Source organism: Persicitalea sp. (genome assembly GCF_041751555.1).
GTDB lineage: Bacteria > Bacteroidota > Bacteroidia > Cytophagales > Spirosomataceae > Persicitalea.
In genome coordinates this window covers 1-17,498 of the sequence record NZ_JBGSXF010000331.1, presented here as the reverse complement: position 1 = coordinate 17,498, position 17,498 = coordinate 1, and the positions used below count along the sequence as shown (strand labels likewise).

At 53.0% G+C, this 17,498-nt stretch carries 14 protein-coding genes; 4 read left to right on the top strand and 10 right to left on the bottom strand.

All coding sequences use genetic code 11. The annotated features are described in order from the left end of the window. The 3 genes from ACEW8P_RS11935 to ACEW8P_RS11925 form a co-directional block, all read right to left on the bottom strand. Positions 1–1,439 (bottom strand): S10 family peptidase (locus ACEW8P_RS11935; protein ID WP_373513309.1); only part of this gene is annotated, 1,439 nt, incomplete at its 3' end. A gap of 146 nt (positions 1,440–1,585) precedes the next feature. Next, a complete protein-coding gene (locus tag ACEW8P_RS11930) occupies positions 1,586–2,290 on the bottom strand; it encodes a hypothetical protein (RefSeq protein ID WP_373513308.1) in 705 nt (234 codons plus the stop codon). A gap of 90 nt (positions 2,291–2,380) precedes the next feature. Next, positions 2,381–4,693 carry a TonB-dependent receptor gene (locus tag ACEW8P_RS11925; RefSeq protein WP_373513307.1) on the bottom strand — a complete coding sequence of 771 codons (2,313 nt, stop codon included), beginning with the start codon at positions 4,691–4,693 and terminating at the stop codon, positions 2,381–2,383. Positions 4,694–4,799: 106 nt separating this feature from the next. Between ACEW8P_RS11925 and ACEW8P_RS11920 the strand changes: the two genes are divergently transcribed. Then, positions 4,800–5,945, top strand: a complete 1,146-nt coding sequence (locus ACEW8P_RS11920; RefSeq protein WP_373513306.1) for a DUF819 domain-containing protein — start codon at positions 4,800–4,802, stop codon at positions 5,943–5,945. A 7-nt stretch (positions 5,946–5,952) separates the two neighbouring features. Here the strand turns inward: ACEW8P_RS11920 and ACEW8P_RS11915 are convergent, their stop codons facing one another. The 5 genes from ACEW8P_RS11915 to ACEW8P_RS11895 all read right to left on the bottom strand — a co-directional run bounded on the left by ACEW8P_RS11915 (position 5,953) and on the right by ACEW8P_RS11895 (position 10,260). Then, positions 5,953–6,861 (bottom strand): hypothetical protein, encoded by a 909-nt coding sequence (locus ACEW8P_RS11915; protein ID WP_373513305.1) that lies wholly within the window; start codon positions 6,859–6,861, stop codon positions 5,953–5,955. Positions 6,862–7,013: 152 nt separating this feature from the next. Then, the gene (gene galU, locus ACEW8P_RS11910; protein ID WP_373513304.1) at positions 7,014–7,877 is read right to left on the bottom strand and encodes a UTP--glucose-1-phosphate uridylyltransferase GalU; all 864 of its coding nucleotides are present in this window, start codon (positions 7,875–7,877) and stop codon (positions 7,014–7,016) included. A 77-nt stretch (positions 7,878–7,954) separates the two neighbouring features. Beyond that, complete coding sequence (locus ACEW8P_RS11905) at positions 7,955–8,950, bottom strand: mevalonate kinase (RefSeq protein WP_373513303.1); 996 nt, start codon at positions 8,948–8,950, stop codon at positions 7,955–7,957. A 188-nt stretch (positions 8,951–9,138) separates the two neighbouring features. Continuing rightward, the gene (locus tag ACEW8P_RS11900) at positions 9,139–9,315 is read right to left on the bottom strand and encodes a hypothetical protein (RefSeq protein ID WP_373513302.1); all 177 of its coding nucleotides are present in this window, start codon (positions 9,313–9,315) and stop codon (positions 9,139–9,141) included. 216 nt (positions 9,316–9,531) lie between these two features. Continuing rightward, a complete protein-coding gene (locus ACEW8P_RS11895) occupies positions 9,532–10,260 on the bottom strand; it encodes an outer membrane lipoprotein-sorting protein (RefSeq protein ID WP_373513301.1) in 729 nt (242 codons plus the stop codon). Positions 10,261–10,507: 247 nt separating this feature from the next. Between ACEW8P_RS11895 and ACEW8P_RS11890 the strand changes: the two genes are divergently transcribed. Beyond that, positions 10,508–11,782 (top strand): hypothetical protein, encoded by a 1,275-nt coding sequence (locus tag ACEW8P_RS11890; protein ID WP_373513300.1) that lies wholly within the window; start codon positions 10,508–10,510, stop codon positions 11,780–11,782. A 22-nt stretch (positions 11,783–11,804) separates the two neighbouring features. On the opposite strand, the gene atpG is transcribed toward ACEW8P_RS11890, so the two are convergent. Both atpG and atpA read right to left on the bottom strand, forming a co-directional pair. Further along, positions 11,805–12,686 (bottom strand): ATP synthase F1 subunit gamma, encoded by an 882-nt coding sequence (gene atpG / locus ACEW8P_RS11885; protein ID WP_373513299.1) that lies wholly within the window; start codon positions 12,684–12,686, stop codon positions 11,805–11,807. A gap of 98 nt (positions 12,687–12,784) precedes the next feature. Beyond that, positions 12,785–14,362, bottom strand: coding sequence for a F0F1 ATP synthase subunit alpha (gene atpA / locus ACEW8P_RS11880; RefSeq protein ID WP_373513298.1), 1,578 nt, complete (start codon positions 14,360–14,362; stop codon positions 12,785–12,787). A gap of 292 nt (positions 14,363–14,654) precedes the next feature. On the opposite strand from atpA, the gene ACEW8P_RS11875 reads away from it, so the two are divergent. Together ACEW8P_RS11875 and ACEW8P_RS11870 are read left to right on the top strand one after the other, a co-directional pair. After that, the gene (locus tag ACEW8P_RS11875) at positions 14,655–15,380 is read left to right on the top strand and encodes an FKBP-type peptidyl-prolyl cis-trans isomerase (RefSeq protein ID WP_373513297.1); all 726 of its coding nucleotides are present in this window, start codon (positions 14,655–14,657) and stop codon (positions 15,378–15,380) included. 10 nt (positions 15,381–15,390) lie between these two features. Then, positions 15,391–17,498 (top strand): carboxy terminal-processing peptidase (locus tag ACEW8P_RS11870; RefSeq protein WP_373513296.1); only part of this gene is annotated, 2,108 nt, incomplete at its 3' end.

Below are 17,498 nucleotides of genomic sequence, written 5' to 3'. Positions count from 1 at the left end.
TCATTCGACGTGATGACGTCGTCGTCGCGGAGGTACATCATGTGGCCGCTGCGGTAGCCTTTCCAATCGAGGCGATCGCGCATTTTGCCGCTGGGGTCGAGGTGCCACATATCGTACTTGGCGTTGAAATAGTCGCACGCGCCGTCGTAATAACCCGATTGCACGAGGACGTTCAGGTAGGGATTCTGGGCCATCGCCTGACGGAGGTTTTCGCCCGTTTGGTCGGTGTCGGTACCCTCGCGGCTCCACGGGCGGGTTTGTCCGGCGATGAAGTACTTGAGGTCGGTTTTGTAGTTCAGCACCTCGCGGAGGTAGTAGTTGATGGCGGGCGTGAACGAGTGCTGCCAGGAGGTGTACTCCGGCGAGTAGTCGGGGCCTTCCCCGGCGCCTTCGCGGTCGATGCCGAGGTAGCGCGAGTCGAGCCGCCCGACGGTGTAGCCCTTATCCCGCAGGAGTTCTTTCCAGAAAAAAGCCGTGGGTACCATCAGGTTGTGTTCCAGCACCACTTTCTCGGAAAGTCCCGAGTAGCGGGCCACGCGGGCGGCGAGCTTTTGGCGGGCGGCGGGATCGAGGTAGCCGCCTTTGGCCAGAGCCGGGATGAGTTCGTTAATGGTGAAGTTTTCCACTTCGGGCAGCATTTCCACCAGGTCTTTGCCCTGCAAATCGGGCGGCAGCACTTTGTGGTGCCAGGCCGTGGCGGCGTAGTAGGGCAGGTAGCTGGCGGCGTCCACCACGGTGCCGCGCGGGATGCCGAGGTCGGTGGGTGAAACCAGCACCACACCGTTCAGGTACATCCACTGCGCGTTTTGCAATTCCAGCGCCAGGCCCGACACGCGGTTAGTGCCGTAGCTTTCACCCACGAGGTACTTGGGCGATTGCCAGCGGTTTTTGCGGCCCACGAAGGTATTGAGCCACCCGGCCAGGTACTTGATGTCGGCGTTGACGCCGAAGAATTTCTTCCTGTCGATGGTGTCCGAAAGCATCCGCGAAAAACCCGTGTTGACGGGTTCGACATAGACGATGTCGGCCACATCCAGAATCGAATTGGGATTGTCCTGAATTCCGTAGGGCTGCACGGGATAGCCCTCGCTGTCGATAAGTACCCGCTTTGGCCCGGTGTAGCCGAGATGCATCCAGCACGAAGCCGCCCCCGGCCCGCCGTTGAACGACACCACCAAAGGCCGCGTGGCGCGGTCACCGACGTCGGAACGCTCGTAATAGACGTAGAAAAGGCTGGCGATGGGCTGGCCGTCAGTGTCCCACACGGGTTGGGTTCCGGCGGTGACGGTGTAGGGAACGCGCTTGCCCTTGATCGTGACAGCGTCTTTGGTTTCGACGCTGGCGTCGGGCATGGGGGAGCGGGTTTGGGCTTTTGTAATCGGCCCTTCGACTACGCTCAGGGTGACAACCGCGAGAACTGAGAGAAAAAGTTTTTTCATCTTGTTAGCGGAAAACTGTTTTATCGGGAGATAGGCGGGTTTTTAGAACTTTTGGTCAAGGTAGAGATTTGCTCTTGAAAACACAAAGCCGTTCGGATACAATCTTTTGATCGCTTCCGAACGGCTTATTTTCTCAGCAAAAAACCTTAATCGTCGTCTTCCTCCCCGGCTTTGAATAATTGAATTTCTGCCTCGTAACTTGGATGGTCGAGGATGTCGCCGAGCCAGTAGTCGGAGGAGACAATTTCCACTCCGTATTTATCACTGGACTGGGTCACTTTGCGTTGCCAAACGATGGCGTCGGCATCAGCGAGTTCTTTTTTGCCTTCCAGTTGGTCTGGGTAGAGGCGCTTGACGATGGAGTTGTCGGGCATCGCCTTTTCCAGGGCTTTGAGGATAACCTCGCTGGTGATGTCGTCGGGGCTGGTGAAAGTACCTTCGGTATCCGTGAGCGTGAATGTGATTTTTACCGCCTGACCGTCGGGAAATTTGCCGTTGTAGGCTTTGCGCAGCAATTGGTTGATGCTAAACAGCCGATGGTGCAGTCTGATTTCGGGGTATTCTTCAAAAATCTTGTCCAATTGCATATCGCTGGCGATTTGCGACATTTGGCCTTCGTTGAGATCGTCGGCCAGGTACAGCCCCATGAGGTTTTCGGCCGCTTGGTTGGGTTCCTCGTCAGTAATAGCCATGAGTGTCATTTCGGCCAATTCTTTGTCGGGCAACGCGTCGGCGTCGGCAAAACCGAATTCTTCCAGTATTTTCAGATAGTCTTCTTTCTGCCAGGTGTCGGGTATCTCCGATAGGTACTCGTGGGCAACGTTTTCGACTTGCAGCTTTATCTTGTCCATTTTATTTATTCAAAGAGTGAAGAAGCAAGTACGCAAGTTTTGGCGGCTTTAACTACTCGCGGTTTACGGTGAAATGGGATGCCTCCTCGCCTACCAAAACCACGTCCACGACAGCCGAGCAAAGAACGGCGTGCCGGGCGTGAAATGGATTTCCTCCACCGGAACCGACTCGCCCCGCAGACGGCTTTCGGTGGCAAACTGCGTCTCCTTCCAGCGGGTGTTGAACAGGTTCTGTATTGAAAGACCAAATTGCTGGCGCGGCAGCGTGTAGTTGAGTTGCAAATCTGCCACGAAGTACCCTTTGGCTACCAAACTGTTGTCCTCATTGGCGGGACGGTCGGCCAGGTAGCGGTAGCGCAGCGAGCCGTTGAAACCTCGGTCGGCCTGGAACGAAAATCCGCCGATGGAGGTAAACACGGGCGCCAGCGGCAGATAATTTTGGCCCGGCTCCTCGTCCACGAAGCGTGGGCGGGTGGCGTTCATGTCCAGGTCAGCGAAAAGGTGGTCGGTCAACTGGTAGCGGAGCGAAACGTCTACGCCCTCGCGGCGCGTCCGGCCGCTGGGTTCGACCACGCCCTCGTCGCCCACGTACACGAATTCCTGTGCCATATGCAACGTCCAAAGAGCGGTGCTGACCAGCAGGCGCGGCATGGGTTTCCAGATGGCTCCCAGATCGCCGCCCCAGGCAGGGGGCAGCACTTGTTTTACGCCCCCGACGGTAGCCCCGGCGGATACCACGCGGCTGTCGTTGGAGTGAAAGCCCTTGCCCGCTTTGGCGAAAAGCTGTAGGCGGGGCGAGAAGGTGTAGTAAAGATTCAGCTTGGGAGAAACGATACCCGTCGTCGTTTTCGACGCCGCGATGGGCGTCCGCAACAAGTCCTCGTAACGTTGCCGGAATACATCGAAGCGAAGTCCCGCGTTGACCGTCAGCCGATTGGTCAGGTACAGGGTTTCGTCGAGGTAAACAGCGGCGTTCAGTTCGTTGATGTTGCCAAGTTGGTACTGTTCCAGCGTTTCGTTCCGGTTGCGGGTGTGCGAGAGTTCGGTCGAGTCGGTGAGATCGTGGCGATACTGGACGCCCAACGTCGAGGTCAGGTTCTTGACGCCCAGTTGGTGGTAGCGGGTGAAACTGCCGCTGTAGCCGAAAAGGTTGCGGCGCTCCTTCTGCCGGATTTGGTCGCCGTTGATGGAGTCGTTGAGAAAGAAGGTGAAGTTGGAATAAAGCTGGAAGGCGTTGCGGCTGTAATACACCTGCTGACGGATTTCGTCCTTACGACCCGTGATCGTCACAAGTTGCGCGTTCAGGTTGGTGCGACTGGTTTCGCCGCCTTCCGTGGGATCGACGGAGCCAAAGAAGCCCGTTAGCCCCGATTCCACTGCGCGGTCGGGGATCTGGCCGGAGTGGTTCCACTTGCTCCAAAAGGTGGAAGCCGACAGCGTCAGCGTAGTCGCGGGTGATAGGTGACCGTGGTACTTGCTCAGCAGATTGAAGCGGTTGAAGTACTGCGGATTCTCGAAGTAGCCGTTAGAATACTGGTACTCCGACGCCACATAAGCCGACTGTCCGGGCGTTCCGTCTTTATCTTTTCCGGTGTTTTTCGCCAATAAGTTTACGCCACCCACCAGGCGATACGTATCATATTGGCCGACTTCCGCCTTGACAAAATTCCGATCCAGCGTGGTTTTGGTCTGGAAATTGACCCAGCCCGCCGTGGCTAAATTACCCTGATCGCTGGTGTAGGGGCCTTTGCCAAAATTCAGGGACTGCACCATTTCGGGAATCACGAAGTGCAGATCAGCGTAGCCCTGCCCGTGGGCGTGAGACACCATGTTGACGGGCATTCCGTCCACGGTCAGGCGAATGTCGGTGCCGTGGTCGAGATCGAAGCCACGCAGAAACAACTGCTCGGCCTTACCGCCGCCCGCGTGCTGCCCGATGAACAGGCCCGGCACCATGCGCAGAATTTCCTGCGTGTTGGTTACTGGCCGCAGCCTGATATCCACGCTGCTGATGATCTGCTGCCCGTTGGGTCGCAAGGCCGACACCGTCACAGCGCCGAGGTCGATGGGCGCGGCTATGAGTTTGGTTTGTAAAAAAGTCGTCTGATCGTCCTGCACCGCCGCCGTCATTGTTTGGCTCTGGTAGCCAAGGCTAGTGAATTCCAGGCGATAAGTGGAGGCCGGAAGATTCGTGAACTGGTATTGTCCCAGATCGTTGGTGATAGACCCCTTCGCCTGACCCGCCAGCACGACGGTCACGCCGGGCAGGGGACGCCCGGTGGCCACGTCCGACACGACACCCGAAATTTTCCCCAGGTGAGCCAGTGCCGCGTGAGAAACTAACAGAAAACAAATTACGGGAAGGATGGATTTACTAAAGTAAGTACGTATATTTTTTTGCATAAGGTTTTCTTTAAAAAATTAATCAAGTACGCAATATACGTCCTGTACTGGCAATCCGGTTCATTTTCGTAGCTTGCCGAACCTCAAAAAATTAATGCCAGGCCCGATGCCTACCCACCCGCTGTTCGTCCTCGCCGTGCTTTGCCTGAACGTCGTTATCTGCGAATGGCTGGCGACCAAGCCGTACTTTCGGCAACTCGGCACGGCGCTAATGGTCATTCTGCTTACCGCACTCACCGCCAATCTGGGCTTGATCCCCTCCTCCACCCCACCCTCACCCATATACGACGGGATTTTTACTTACGTGGCACCGATTTCAATTTTCCTGCTCATGCTGAGCGTGAACCTGAAAAGCATCCGACGCGCCGGGCCGTCCATGATCGGGCTTTTTCTGGTTGGGGCGTTGGGAACGGTACTCGGAGTGGCCGTAGCGATAAAGTTGGTTGACGCTACCGCGCTGCTGGGTGAAAAATACTATGCCCTGGCGGGAATGCTGACGGGAACCTACACGGGCGGTAGCCTGAATTTTAACGCCGTGGCCCTGCACTACGGCATGGCCCGCGAAGGTACGCTCTACGCCGCTACCACTGCCGCCGACAATATTGTGACCGCACTATGGATGATTGCGACATTGGCCTTGCCCGCTCTGTTGCGGGGAAAGAAAAACAAGACCAAAAATAGGGCTGAAAGCAAAGCGATTGCATCTCCCGCTGACACATTCGACGAACAAGAAACCATCAACCCCAAAGACGTTGGACTACTGACCGCCCTGGCCTTCGGAGCCGTGTTCCTGGCCGACTGGGTGAAAACAATCTTTCCCGCTCTGCCCACTATCCTCACCATCACGACGGTCGCGCTGGTACTGGCGCAGTTTCCGGTGGTCAGCCGCCTGCGCGGTAGCCGGGTGCTGGGCATGTTCATGATTTACCTTTTCCTGGCCGTAATTGGGGCTTACTGCGACATCCCGGCTCTGTTACAAGACGGGACGCTGGCAATTTGGCTGCTGGTCATCATCTGCACGATTGTGCTGGTACACGCCGCGCTGCTGATTGGCGTAGCCAAGTTGCTGAAACAAGACGCCGACGTGGTAGCCGTAGCATCGCAGGCCAACATCGGCGGATCTAGTTCGGCACTGGCGCTGGCCCGCAGTCTGGGGCGCCCCGATTTGCAACTACCCGCTATCCTGGTGGGTACTTTGGGCAATGGGCTGGGTACTTATTTGGGTTTTGCCGTGGCCGAGTGGCTGCGGTAGCGTCGTTTCAGTTGCGCAGCATTTTGCGCTCCATAACGGTGTAGTTGCGGAAATGAATGGCCTGTCTTAGTCGTTTGCGACCATTGTTTATCAAGCTCGCGCCGAGCACCGAACCTGCCACCCCCCCAAAATAGAGGAGCAGGAAGTTAGAAGTTTGTTTGGTAGAAATTCCGTACGGAACTGCCGCGACCATAGCGCCTATCCCGAGGCTTTGAAACAGCACGCCCGATCGCTGGTACTTCTGGTACTCTGTAAACAAAACTGAGGCATCGGGTATGTTTTGAAATTCGGCGACCGCGTTGTTGGCAAATATTCCCAACCGATACTTCTTTTCGTTTTTGAAGTAGCTGTTATTATGGGCCAGCCGTATCGTTTCGGCTTCATAAAGGTATCGAAAACGAGGCTGATCGGTGGGAGAAAGGTAGTTCAACATGGCGTCGCGGTTGCGCAACCAGAGGGCTTTTTCGAAATTACTTTCCGCTCTGAATCTATTACGAATCGAGGCCATTGAAAACACCAGACTAGCCAGCGAGGTACCCACCCCGACGCCCGTGCCAATGGACGACCCGGTTGCGTTACCAATCAAGGTCAATCCTCCGGCGGTCAACCCAAGCCCAACCCAACTGAATATCATCCCCCTTTGGATCTGGCGGCGCGCCAGTAGATACGCGTCGTTTCCTTCTGGCGATACTTTGAATTCGTCGGCAACCGCTTGCCACCGGCGGCCCAGTGGCTGGCTTCCTACCGTCGTCGTCCAGCGGTTGTCGAGGACGAAGGCGGCGTTGGCGTTATAGTTGTCTTTGAACGAAGGGTATTCCGATACCTGAAAATAATCGCTCGAGTCAATCGGCGTCTGGGCTAGAGTGACTTGAATTAACGACGACAGAGAAAAAACAATGGCAAGTATGTTTTTCATGGCGTAGTATTTTTAGTGAAACAGAGTTTCAAAAATACGTCTTTCCTGCAGTCGGCAATCAAATTGCTCCGCTCTTTTTGGCAAAAGAAATCGCTTGCATATTTCCCGCCCTTCTTACCAGACGATGGTATCTCACTTGGGTTGAGCCTGCCTCACTTCGCCAAAAGCTCCATGAGAAACTCCCGAAAAGGCTCGGAAAATTCCTTGCGTTTTAAGGCAAAGGTGACGGTCGTTTTCAAAAAATCGAGTTTGTTGCCGATGTCGTGCCTCTGACCTTCGATGCGGTGGGCGTGAATATTTTCGCGGCGCAGCAGCAGCAGCAGAGAGTCGGTGAGTTGAATTTCGCCGCCTTTACCCTTAGGGGTTTGACTGATGGTTTGGAATATATCCGGCGTCAGGATGTAGCGGCCCGCAATAGCCAGGTTGGAGGGCGCAGTACCCACAGCGGGTTTTTCGACCAGCGTTTTCAGTTCCAGAATCGTATCGCTCAGCGTGTCGCCACCTACAATGCCATAACGATCTACCTTGTCGGCGGGTACTTCCTCCACAGCAATTACTGAGCCACCGTACTGCTCGAAAGTATCCATCAACTGCTGCGTTACCGGAATCACGGAGTCCATGATCGTGTCGCCCAACAGCACAGCAAACGGTTCATCGCCCACGTGATGGCGAGCGTAATAGATCGCATCACCCAAGCCATTGGCCTCTTTTTGGCGCACGAAGTGGATGTTGGCCATGTCGGCCAGGCGGCGCATCTCGGTATGCCAGGCCTGATCTTCCTTTTCCTCCAACCGGGCTTCCAACTCAAAATTCCGGTCGAAGTGGTCTTCGATGGCACGTTTGCCCTTTCCTGAAATAATCAGAATATCCTCAATGCCTGAGTCCACGGCTTCCTGCACGACGTACTGAATCGTGGGAATGTCGATGATAGGCAGCATTTCCTTGGGCATGGACTTGGTGGCGGGCAGAAATCGGGTACCCAGTCCCGCAGCAGGTATTACGGCTTTACGAATCATAGTTTGGCTTTTGGCCGGCGGCTCGGTTCGTCATTGCGGTCGGCCGTCGGCTTTTTTTTATGGATAAAATAAATGGGTTAGACCACAAACGGCTTCACCACCCGGGCGTTGTGTTTTTTTAGCTCGACGAACAAGCGGTTGAGCATATCGTCGTCGCGGTAAGTACCAATGATTGTCCCGCCCGATCCGGCGAATTTGGCCGACGCACCGCAGCTTCGGGCAGCGGCGACCAATTGCTTGTTGGATTCAGAGACATTGTAAATCTGGCAGCGCAAGTCAAAGTTCTGGTTGATCAACTCGTGCAGGTCATCGGGCCGACCGTCCAACAAGACAGCACGACCATCAGCAGCGCGTTGAGCGATCTGGTTCAGAACATCCTTCACATCGGACTCACCCCGGTCGAAGCGGGCGCGGACGTCGCTGTGTACTTTTCCTGACACTTTACTCAGTTGCGTATTGTAGGCGACATAAAGTTTGGGCAAAAGATTGGGGTTCAGCCGCTCGTAAGTACCGTAGCCCTGCTTCTTAATGAGTTTTTTATCAAAATCCATATAGACGCACCCCTCGTAACACTGAATGACACGATCCTGCAAGCCCGCCGCGATGCCCAGTTCTTCAGTTTCGGAATTCAGGACAAGTTGGGGCAGCTGCTCCAGCGGGATTTCCACTTTATAGAACTGAATCAACGCCCGGAACAGCGCTACGACAATGGCACTGGAACCCGACATGCCCACTTGCCGGGGAATCGACGAGCGATAACGCACCGTAAAATTTCGGTTCGGCAACCGTACGTCGTGTTGCTCGCAGTACTCGGCAAATTTCTTGATACCCGCCTTGATGAGCGGAATGCCGCCATTGTAGCCCAGCATGCTCACCGAGTCACGCAGGTGATAGATACTTTTGAAAGTACTGCTGTCCTGCGGCTGCAACTCGATATGAAGTTCGGGCGACTCGTAAAGCGAAATCGAGGTGCCAAAGTTTCTTACCGACACCGAAATCGTCTTACCAAAAAAGCCATCGGAGGGATTGCCCAATAGCCCGGCTCGGGCGTAGGCACGCGTTTCTATAATCAAAGAGAAATCGTTTTTTTGGCAATATTACTAATAAATTACTACACCTACTTATTGCTGTCGTTGAAGATACTCAAACCAAAAACAGATGAAAGACAGAATGTGAATCGTTACGATTGATCTTTCCCGTCAGCGCAAAAAATAGCCCGATGCAGGTTTGCATCGGGCGCAAATCGTATAATGTATCTTAATTACATTCCTTCTTCGTGGTCGGCATCGCGATTCGGTATCTTGTCAGGAACTCCATCAGCGTCTTCGGCGGGTGGCGTGTTTTTCGGCGTGTTCTTGGGGAACGACGGATAAACGGGCGGCTCCAATAATTCTTTTCCGGTGCCTGGTATTGCGGGTTCTCCTCTTTTGCGTGCCATAGGGGTAGTTGGTTTAGTGAAAAAATCTATTTTACCTTTAAGTCGCAAAAAGAACCGTTCCGTTTACGAAGCCAGGAAATTGGCTACCGTCATTGGGGAATATTTTCTATGAAAATCACTCTCTAACGAAAAAGCCGCTTACCCGAAGGCAAACGGCTCATATCTTGAGAAACTAAGAACAGCACGGAGCGTTCCGACACCTGAACACAAAGGATTCTAGTTCTTCGGCATAGCGAATATGGTTTCATCCACCGTGGGATTCACCGTCACGTTATTGACCATCATCGTCATCACGCCGGGCATAGCGGGTGACTCGATTTCGGTCGTGAAAGGAAAGGTCACGCCATCTACCTGCTTAAAGTTGGAGAAATTGGTTTTTACTTCCACTGCTTGCCCCTGCACTTCGGTATTGATAACCGATTTGAGGATATAGTAAGTGTCCTTTGAAATGTAGTGCGTCGCTTTGGCACCATTAGCCATATCGACATTTACCACGTAAGCGGGCGCTCCTTCAATCGTTTCTTCACCCATGAGCTCAGCCTTGTGACCTTTGGTCTTGTAGTTGTACAGACCTGTCAGATCCAGTTGTCCGGCGGACATCTTCACCTGGTCTTCGGGCAAAGCGGTAGCGGTAGTTTGGCCCGTCATCGGATTGATCATCCAGCCTGTATTGCCATCAATAGCCTGAACGATGGCCGACCCCTGCACCGTCGTCTCGCTACGCATGCCGCGTCCCTGCACGATCGTAGTAGTGGAAGGCAGGTCCATGCCCATGATTTGGGCCGTAGCCTCCATCTTGATGCCCTTGATGCCCGAGTACTTGTCGCCGCCCATTGCGGCTACGTGTTTATCTATGACCTCGTCCACCGACTGGGCTTGGACGGTACTTAGGATTAACACAAAAGTAAATAGTCCCAGAAGTTTGATGAATAATTGATTACGCATGATTTGGATTATTTTTGATAAGTAGGAAGTATGAAATAAACGGTTGACAATGTAACAGAAGACAAATATAGTACAAGCGGTCAGACTAAGTTACCTTCGTTCGTAGTACTTGATGAGAAAATTGCGAGGACGTTTAATGGGACGGATGGTTATCTTTGCCCGCTAGTCAACCGTTACTATACTTTTCATCAGCGAAGTAGTTTCAAACCAACGTTCAAGTACCTAACTCCAAGCGAATTTGGGATTCATGCCAAGAAGACAAAACTCGGGAAAGCTCCGTTTTCTCGCCATAGCAGGTATTCTGCTTATTACTATTCTACTAGCTTCGACAGCTATTTTGACTTTCGAGTTTGTGTATGGCAACGCCGACGGTATCTGGCACGACCTGAATGTTATCCGCACTGCGTTCAAAACTTTGGTGATTTTGTCCGTAGTGAGCCTTTTGCTGTATGGGCTTATTTATGGGGCCAGTTTCGTGAAAGGAACCATTGGGACTCTTCTGGTAACTGCATTGCTGTTGTTTGGTTTAGAAAAACTGAGCCTCTGGCTCGTCAATCGTAACCAGCCTGAACCCACCACAACTACTCCGTCGCAGCCCTTTTTACGCCCCGACCACACCGAACCATCAGTTTTCAGCGATACCCTGGGCGTGGCGGCAAAGCCCAACTGGCACATCGACTGGGTGCCGGAATATAAGGCCACTCGCTACGACACGGTCACGATCTCGACGGACTCGCTGGGGCGGAGGAGGACGCCCCTAACCGACTCGCTGTTCCGCAATCGATATGCCATTTTTCTGGGCTGTTCCTATACCTACGGTGACGGCGTTTCTGATAACCAAACGCTCCCTTACTACTTTCAGGCCAACTCATCCAGCTACCGAGCTTACAACTACGGCTTTCTTGCTTATTCGCCCCTGCACGCCCTGGCTCGTTTGCAGCAGCAGGATCTGGAACGACAGATTCCGCAAAAGGATGGGTTCGCAGTATTTACACTCATCGATGACCATCTCGACCGGGTAATTCCAGCCACGCGCTGGATCGACATGACCCAAGGAAGATTCCCTTATTTGAACGAAGAAACGATGACGACAGATGGAGTTTTTGCCGACAAGCGTCGCGTTTATACACGGACGGTACTGGGTTTTCAACCCACGGGTGTTCGGCAGCTTTTGAAATGGAGCTACCCGCGTGTCCATACCGCTGCACACTACGAATGGTTAGTCAAAATTATCGCCAAAGTACAGCAGGAGTATATCGCCCGATTTAATAACGAGAATTTCTTTGTAGTAGTTTTTCCAGGAAATCCCATTTCTCTGGAAACCAGGCAGCTTTTTGAGCAAGCCAATGTTAAATTGCTGGACTACGCTAAGCTGATACCTATTAAGGAAAACATGCTGCCCTTTGACAGCGCTCACCCCGCTCCGGTCGTTTACGAGCGGGTGGGCCAGCAACTCAGCAAGGACATCGATTCACTATTGACCAAAAAAAGGGAAGCAGAACCAATGTCCGCTTCCCTTTAAAAAGGAGAGTTCAATATTATTTTCAGGCTAGAGCTTCCGCACCACCTACGATTTCCAGAATCTCTTTTGTAATGGCCGCTTGCCGCGTCCGGTTATAAACGAGTCGCAATTCTTTCAGTAACTCCTGCGCGTTGTCGGTGGCTTTGTCCATTGCCGTCATCCGCGCCCCGTGTTCCGAAGCATTGGATTCCAGCACCGCGCGATACAGTTGTATTTTGAGTGACTTCGGGATCAGTTCGTTGACGATCTGCTCCTCGTCCGGTTCGAAGGTGTAGTTGATGTTAGGCCGTCCCCCCTGTCCGCTAGCCGGATCGGCGGCGATGGGCAAAAACTGCTCCGTGCGGATAATTTGCGTCGCAACATTCTTGAATTCGTTGAAAATCAAGTCCACGCGATCGTACTGGCCCGCCGCGAACATCGTCATGACGGCCTCGGCAGCTTCCTTCACGCCCACAAAGCTGAGTTCCGTGAAGATATTCTGATAAGCGGCATTGACTTTGAAGCCCCGGCGCGTCATGCCTTCGGCTCCTTTCTTGCCAATAGCCAGTACCTCTACTTTGCCTTGACGCGCTAAATCGGCGTAGTTAGCCTCAGTATGCGCCATAGCGGCTTTGATCACGTTGGTGTTGAATGCACCGCATAAGCCCCGGTCGGAAGTGACAAGGATAAGCAGTGCTTTTTCTACGGTACGCGCCTGTCCGTACGCGCTGTCGGAACCCATTTCGCTTCCTGATGATACCGTTGCCAGCATTTCGCCCAGCTTCTGAGCGTAAGGCCGCATCTGAATGATATTGTCCTGCGCCCGGCGCAACTTAGCCGCCGCCACCATCTTCATGGCACGGGTGATTTGCTGGGTCGAACTAACCGATACGATTCGGCCGCGTACTTCTTTTAAATTTGCCATCTAAACTCAATTTTGAATGAGTGAATGAGTGAATGAGTGAATAAAAGAATGGCCGGCGTAAGCAACACTCTCTAATTCACTCAATCTCTCATTCAAAATTAAATATATTTCGCCGCAATCTCCTTCGCTACTTTTTCGAGCACGCCCGTAAGCGTATCGTCAAATTTGCCAGCGCGGAAGGCATTCATGGTGTCGGCGTATTGGCCGGATAGCACCGTGAGGTAATCCTCCTGGAAATCCTTTACCTTCTCGACGGGTACTTTGTCAATAAGACCTTTGGTAGAAGCGTAAATGATCGCCACCTGCTGCTCTACGGGAACCGGGGTGTATTGTGGTTGTTTCAGCACTTCCTGGTTGCGGCGTCCGCGGTCGATGGCCAACTGCGTGGCGGCGTCGAGGTCGGAACCGAACTTAGCAAAGGCTTCCAGCTCGCGGAACTGTGCCTGGTCGAGTTTCAGGGTACCCGCCACTTTCTTCATAGACTTAATCTGGGCATTACCACCCACGCGCGATACCGAAATACCCACGTTAATGGCGGGCCGGATACCGGAGTTGAACAGGTTTGTTTCCAGGAAGATCTGTCCGTCGGTGATCGAGATCACGTTGGTAGGAATATAGGCCGATACGTCGCCCGCCTGGGTTTCGATGATCGGTAGAGCGGTCAATGAACCACCACCTTTCACCTTACCTTTCAGAGAAGGGGGTAGATCATTCATGTTTTGGGCAATCGAATCGTCGTTCACGATCTTGGCAGCCCGCTCCAACAGACGGCTGTGCAGATAAAATACGTCGCCAGGATACGCCTCGCGTCCAGGCGGACGGCGCAGTAGCAACGATACCTCGCGGTATGAGACGGCTTGCTTGGAAAGATCATCGTAAATAACCAGCGCCGGGCGTCCCGTGTCACGAAAGTACTCGCCGATGGCCGCTCCCGTGAAGGGTGCGAAAAATTGCATTGGTGTGGGGTCCGAAGCCCCGGCAGCTACGATGACCGTGTAGTCCATCGCGCCATAGCGACGTAGAGTGGCTTCGATCTGCTTGATCGTGGAGGCCTTTTGTCCACACGCCACGTAGATGCAGTAAACCGGCTCGCCACGATCGTAGAATTCTTTCTGATTAATGATGGTATCGATGCACACCGCCGTCTTACCCGTTTGGCGGTCGCCAATCACCAGCTCGCGCTGGCCGCGACCGATAGGGATCATGGCGTCGATGGCCTTGATACCCGTCTGAAGGGGTTCGGTTACGGGCTGGCGGAAGATCACGCCGGGGGCTTTACGCTCCAGGGGCATCTCGAACAGCTCGCCTTGCACGGGACCGAGGCCGTCGATGGGTTCGGCCAGGGTATTGACCACGCGGCCCACAATACTATCGCCAACCTGAATAGAGGCGATCTCATTGGTGCGCTTCACAGTGTCGCCTTCCTTGATTTCGCTGGATTCACCCAGCAACACCGCACCTACATTGTCTTCTTCGAGGTTAAGTACAAGGGCCTTCAGGCCATTTTCAAACACCAGCAGTTCGCCGGCTTGCACTTTGGAAAGGCCGTAAATACGCGCCACGCCGTCGCCGACTTGCAGCACCGTACCGACTTCTTCTAGTTCCGCTTCCGATTTCGAACCCGCGAGTTGCTCACGCAGGATGGCTGAAACTTCGTCCGGTCTTACAGATACCATATACTATTGTTTACTGGATTGGGGAGTTGAGGTTATCGCTGTTTCAAAAACAGCCGCAAAAATACGCTTTTTTTTGACAATATTTTGATCTGCTCCAAAAAAACTCCAAGCCGGAAATTAGACTTTTCCAAGACTACCAAAAATACTTTCGGCTGTCCCGCCAGGAATGCTCATAGCGGCATTCCTATGCTTTCCAAACTTTTTCCGGGTAGAATTGTGTTTATTAGCGGAATGCTTTCGTTCCTTTACCATCTTTTCAAAATTATGTACTTACCAGTTCCTTTAAAACCGAATGTACCGTAACCTGAAATCACTGGCCGCTTTTATGATGTGCGCCACTTTAGTATCCACCCAAACCATTGCTCAAACTCCCAAAACCGTTAAAAAGGATGCCGCTACGGTAGCTCCTGCGCCAAAAACGCTCAAAACTGCGCTCGACTCCGTTGCTTACGCCATTGGCTTGAGTGTGGGCGGCTCGCTGAAGCAGCAAGGCCTATCGGACATTAATACCAGTCTTCTGCTGAAGGCAATCAACGAGACTTTGAAGGGGCAGGATACCGAACTTAGCCCTGAGGAGGGCAATCAATACATCGGCGAGTATTTCCAGAAACAAGCCAGCGTCAAAGGCAATGCCAACCTGGCGGCGGGGCAGAAGTATTTGGAAGAAAACAAGAAACGCCCCAATGTCAAAACGACCGAAAGCGGTCTGCAATACGAAGTAATCAAGTTGGGTGAGGGCCCAAAACCCGCCGATACCTCTACCGTAAAGGTGCATTATCACGGCACCCTGACCGATGGAACGGTTTTTGATAGCTCGGTAGAGCGGGGCGAACCGGTGGAGTTCCCGGTAAGCGGGGTTATCAAAGGCTGGACAGAAGCGTTGAAGCTAATGCCCGAAGGGTCGAAGTTTCGGCTATTTATCCCTGCCAACCTGGCTTACGGAGAGCGCGCTCCAGGCCCCACCATCGGTCCAAACTCAACGCTGGTTTTCGACGTGGAGTTATTAGAAATCCTTTAAACGATCTTACATGAAAAAGTACCTGATTACCCTGATTCCTATCGTCTTGCTGGGCTGGCAACGAGGGCCACAAGCCCAAAGTACCGACCAGTTTCCCGATGGAATCGCTTACGAGGAAGGAGATCTTTCCAAAGACCTGAAACCCACCCCGGCGCAGATCCGGGCGGAAGGTCTGGCTCTGCGGATTCTATCCAACTACCACTACCGTAAAATCGAACTCAACGATTCGCTTTCGGCGGAAATATATAAGAAGTACCTTGACGATATTGACCACAGTAAATTGTACTTCCTGGCTTCGGACGTGGCGAAGTTCGACAAGTACAAGTACTCGTTTGATGAGTTCCTGAAAAACGATGAACTTGAAGTACCTTTTGAGATCTACAACACCTTTCGTAAGCGGTACCAGGAGCGTAGCAACTATATTCAAAAATTGCTGGAAAAGCCCGAACCATTTAATTTCACTGAGGAAGAAAGCCTCGATACGGATCGCGACAAAAGGACTTGGGCCAAGAGCAATGATGAACTCGACGACACTTGGCGCAAGTACATCAAGAGCGAAGCCCTTGACTTGAATCTGGCGGGCAAGGCCGATACGGCCACCATCAGCACCCTCGCCAAGCGATACAAAACCCGTAACCGCGCTCTGGAGCGCATTCGTTCGGAGCAAGTGTTTCAAATGTATATGAACGCCTACGCTGAGTCGCTCGACCCTCATACCAACTACCTCGGTCCTGTGTCCGCTGACCGCTTCAAACAGGATATGAGCCAGTCGCTGGAAGGCATTGGGGCTATGCTGCGCGAGGAAGAGAACTACATAAAGATTGTAGATGTGATTCCCGGTGGCCCGGCCTTTCGGGGCAAGCAGTTGAAAAAGGAGGATCGTATCATGGGCGTGGCCCAGGGTGACGACAGCGAATACGTCGACATCGTAGGCTGGTTTGTTGATGACGCGGTGAAGCTTATCAAAGGCCCCAAAGGAACCATAGTGCGATTGCAGGTGCTAGCGGCTAATGCTCTGCCCAACACACCGCCCCGCGAGATTCGTATCGTTCGTGAGAAAATCAAGTTGGAAGAGCAACGCGCCAAGAGCGAGATTGTGACCGTGGATCATGGCGGCAAGTCGATGAAAATTGGCGTGATCGACATTCCCCTTTTTTATCGTGATTTTGAAGGAGCACAAAAGCGTGAGAAAGAATTTTCCAGCACGACCCGTGACACCCAAAAATTGATGGAGGAACTCCGCAAAGAAGGCGTGGAGGGTATCGTCATCGACTTGCGAAACAACGGCGGCGGCTCACTGACCGAAGCTATTTCGCTCACTGGACTCTTCATTAACAAAGGCCCCGTAGTACAAGTGAAAGAATCGCAGGGTGAGGTGGAAATACAAGCAGATACCGATCCTATGATTGCCTATGACGGTCCACTGGCCGTGATGGTAAACCGCTTCAGCGCATCGGCATCTGAGATTTTCGCGGCGGCGATTCAGGATTATAAACGCGGCATTATTGTTGGCGAGCAGACGTACGGCAAAGGGACCGTGCAGACGCTAATTGAATTGAACAGGTGGATGCCTAAGGAGAAAGATGACCTGGGCGAAGTGAAGATGACGGTAGCTAAGTTTTACCGCATTAACGGAAGTAGTACCCAACTTCGTGGCGTTATGCCCGATCTCGAACTACCTACTGCCTTCAAGACCGACGAATATGGCGAGGCTTCACAGCCAAGCGCCTTGCCTTGGGATCAGATTCCCTCTTCGCGCTACGAGCTGACCAACAATATCAGCGACCACATCGTAAACCAGTTGCGCGATAATTACAACGGCCGCCTAAAATCCGACGAAGAGCTAAAGAAACTCGTCACCGACCTGGCCGACTTCAAGAAAGCCCGTGAGGACAAAACAGTATCGCTGCAAATCGACAAGCGCCGTAAGGAACGCGCCGAAGCCGAGAAAAAGCGTAGTGCGTTGAATGAATTAGATGATGATACCGACGGTGGTGATGAAGCTGAGCCAACAGAAACTACGCCTGCCAAGAAAAAGAAGGACATTTATCTCACCGAGACCAGCCGCATCCTTGCCGACTTGGTGACGGTCAGCAACGAACCCAGTCTGGCCGGAAC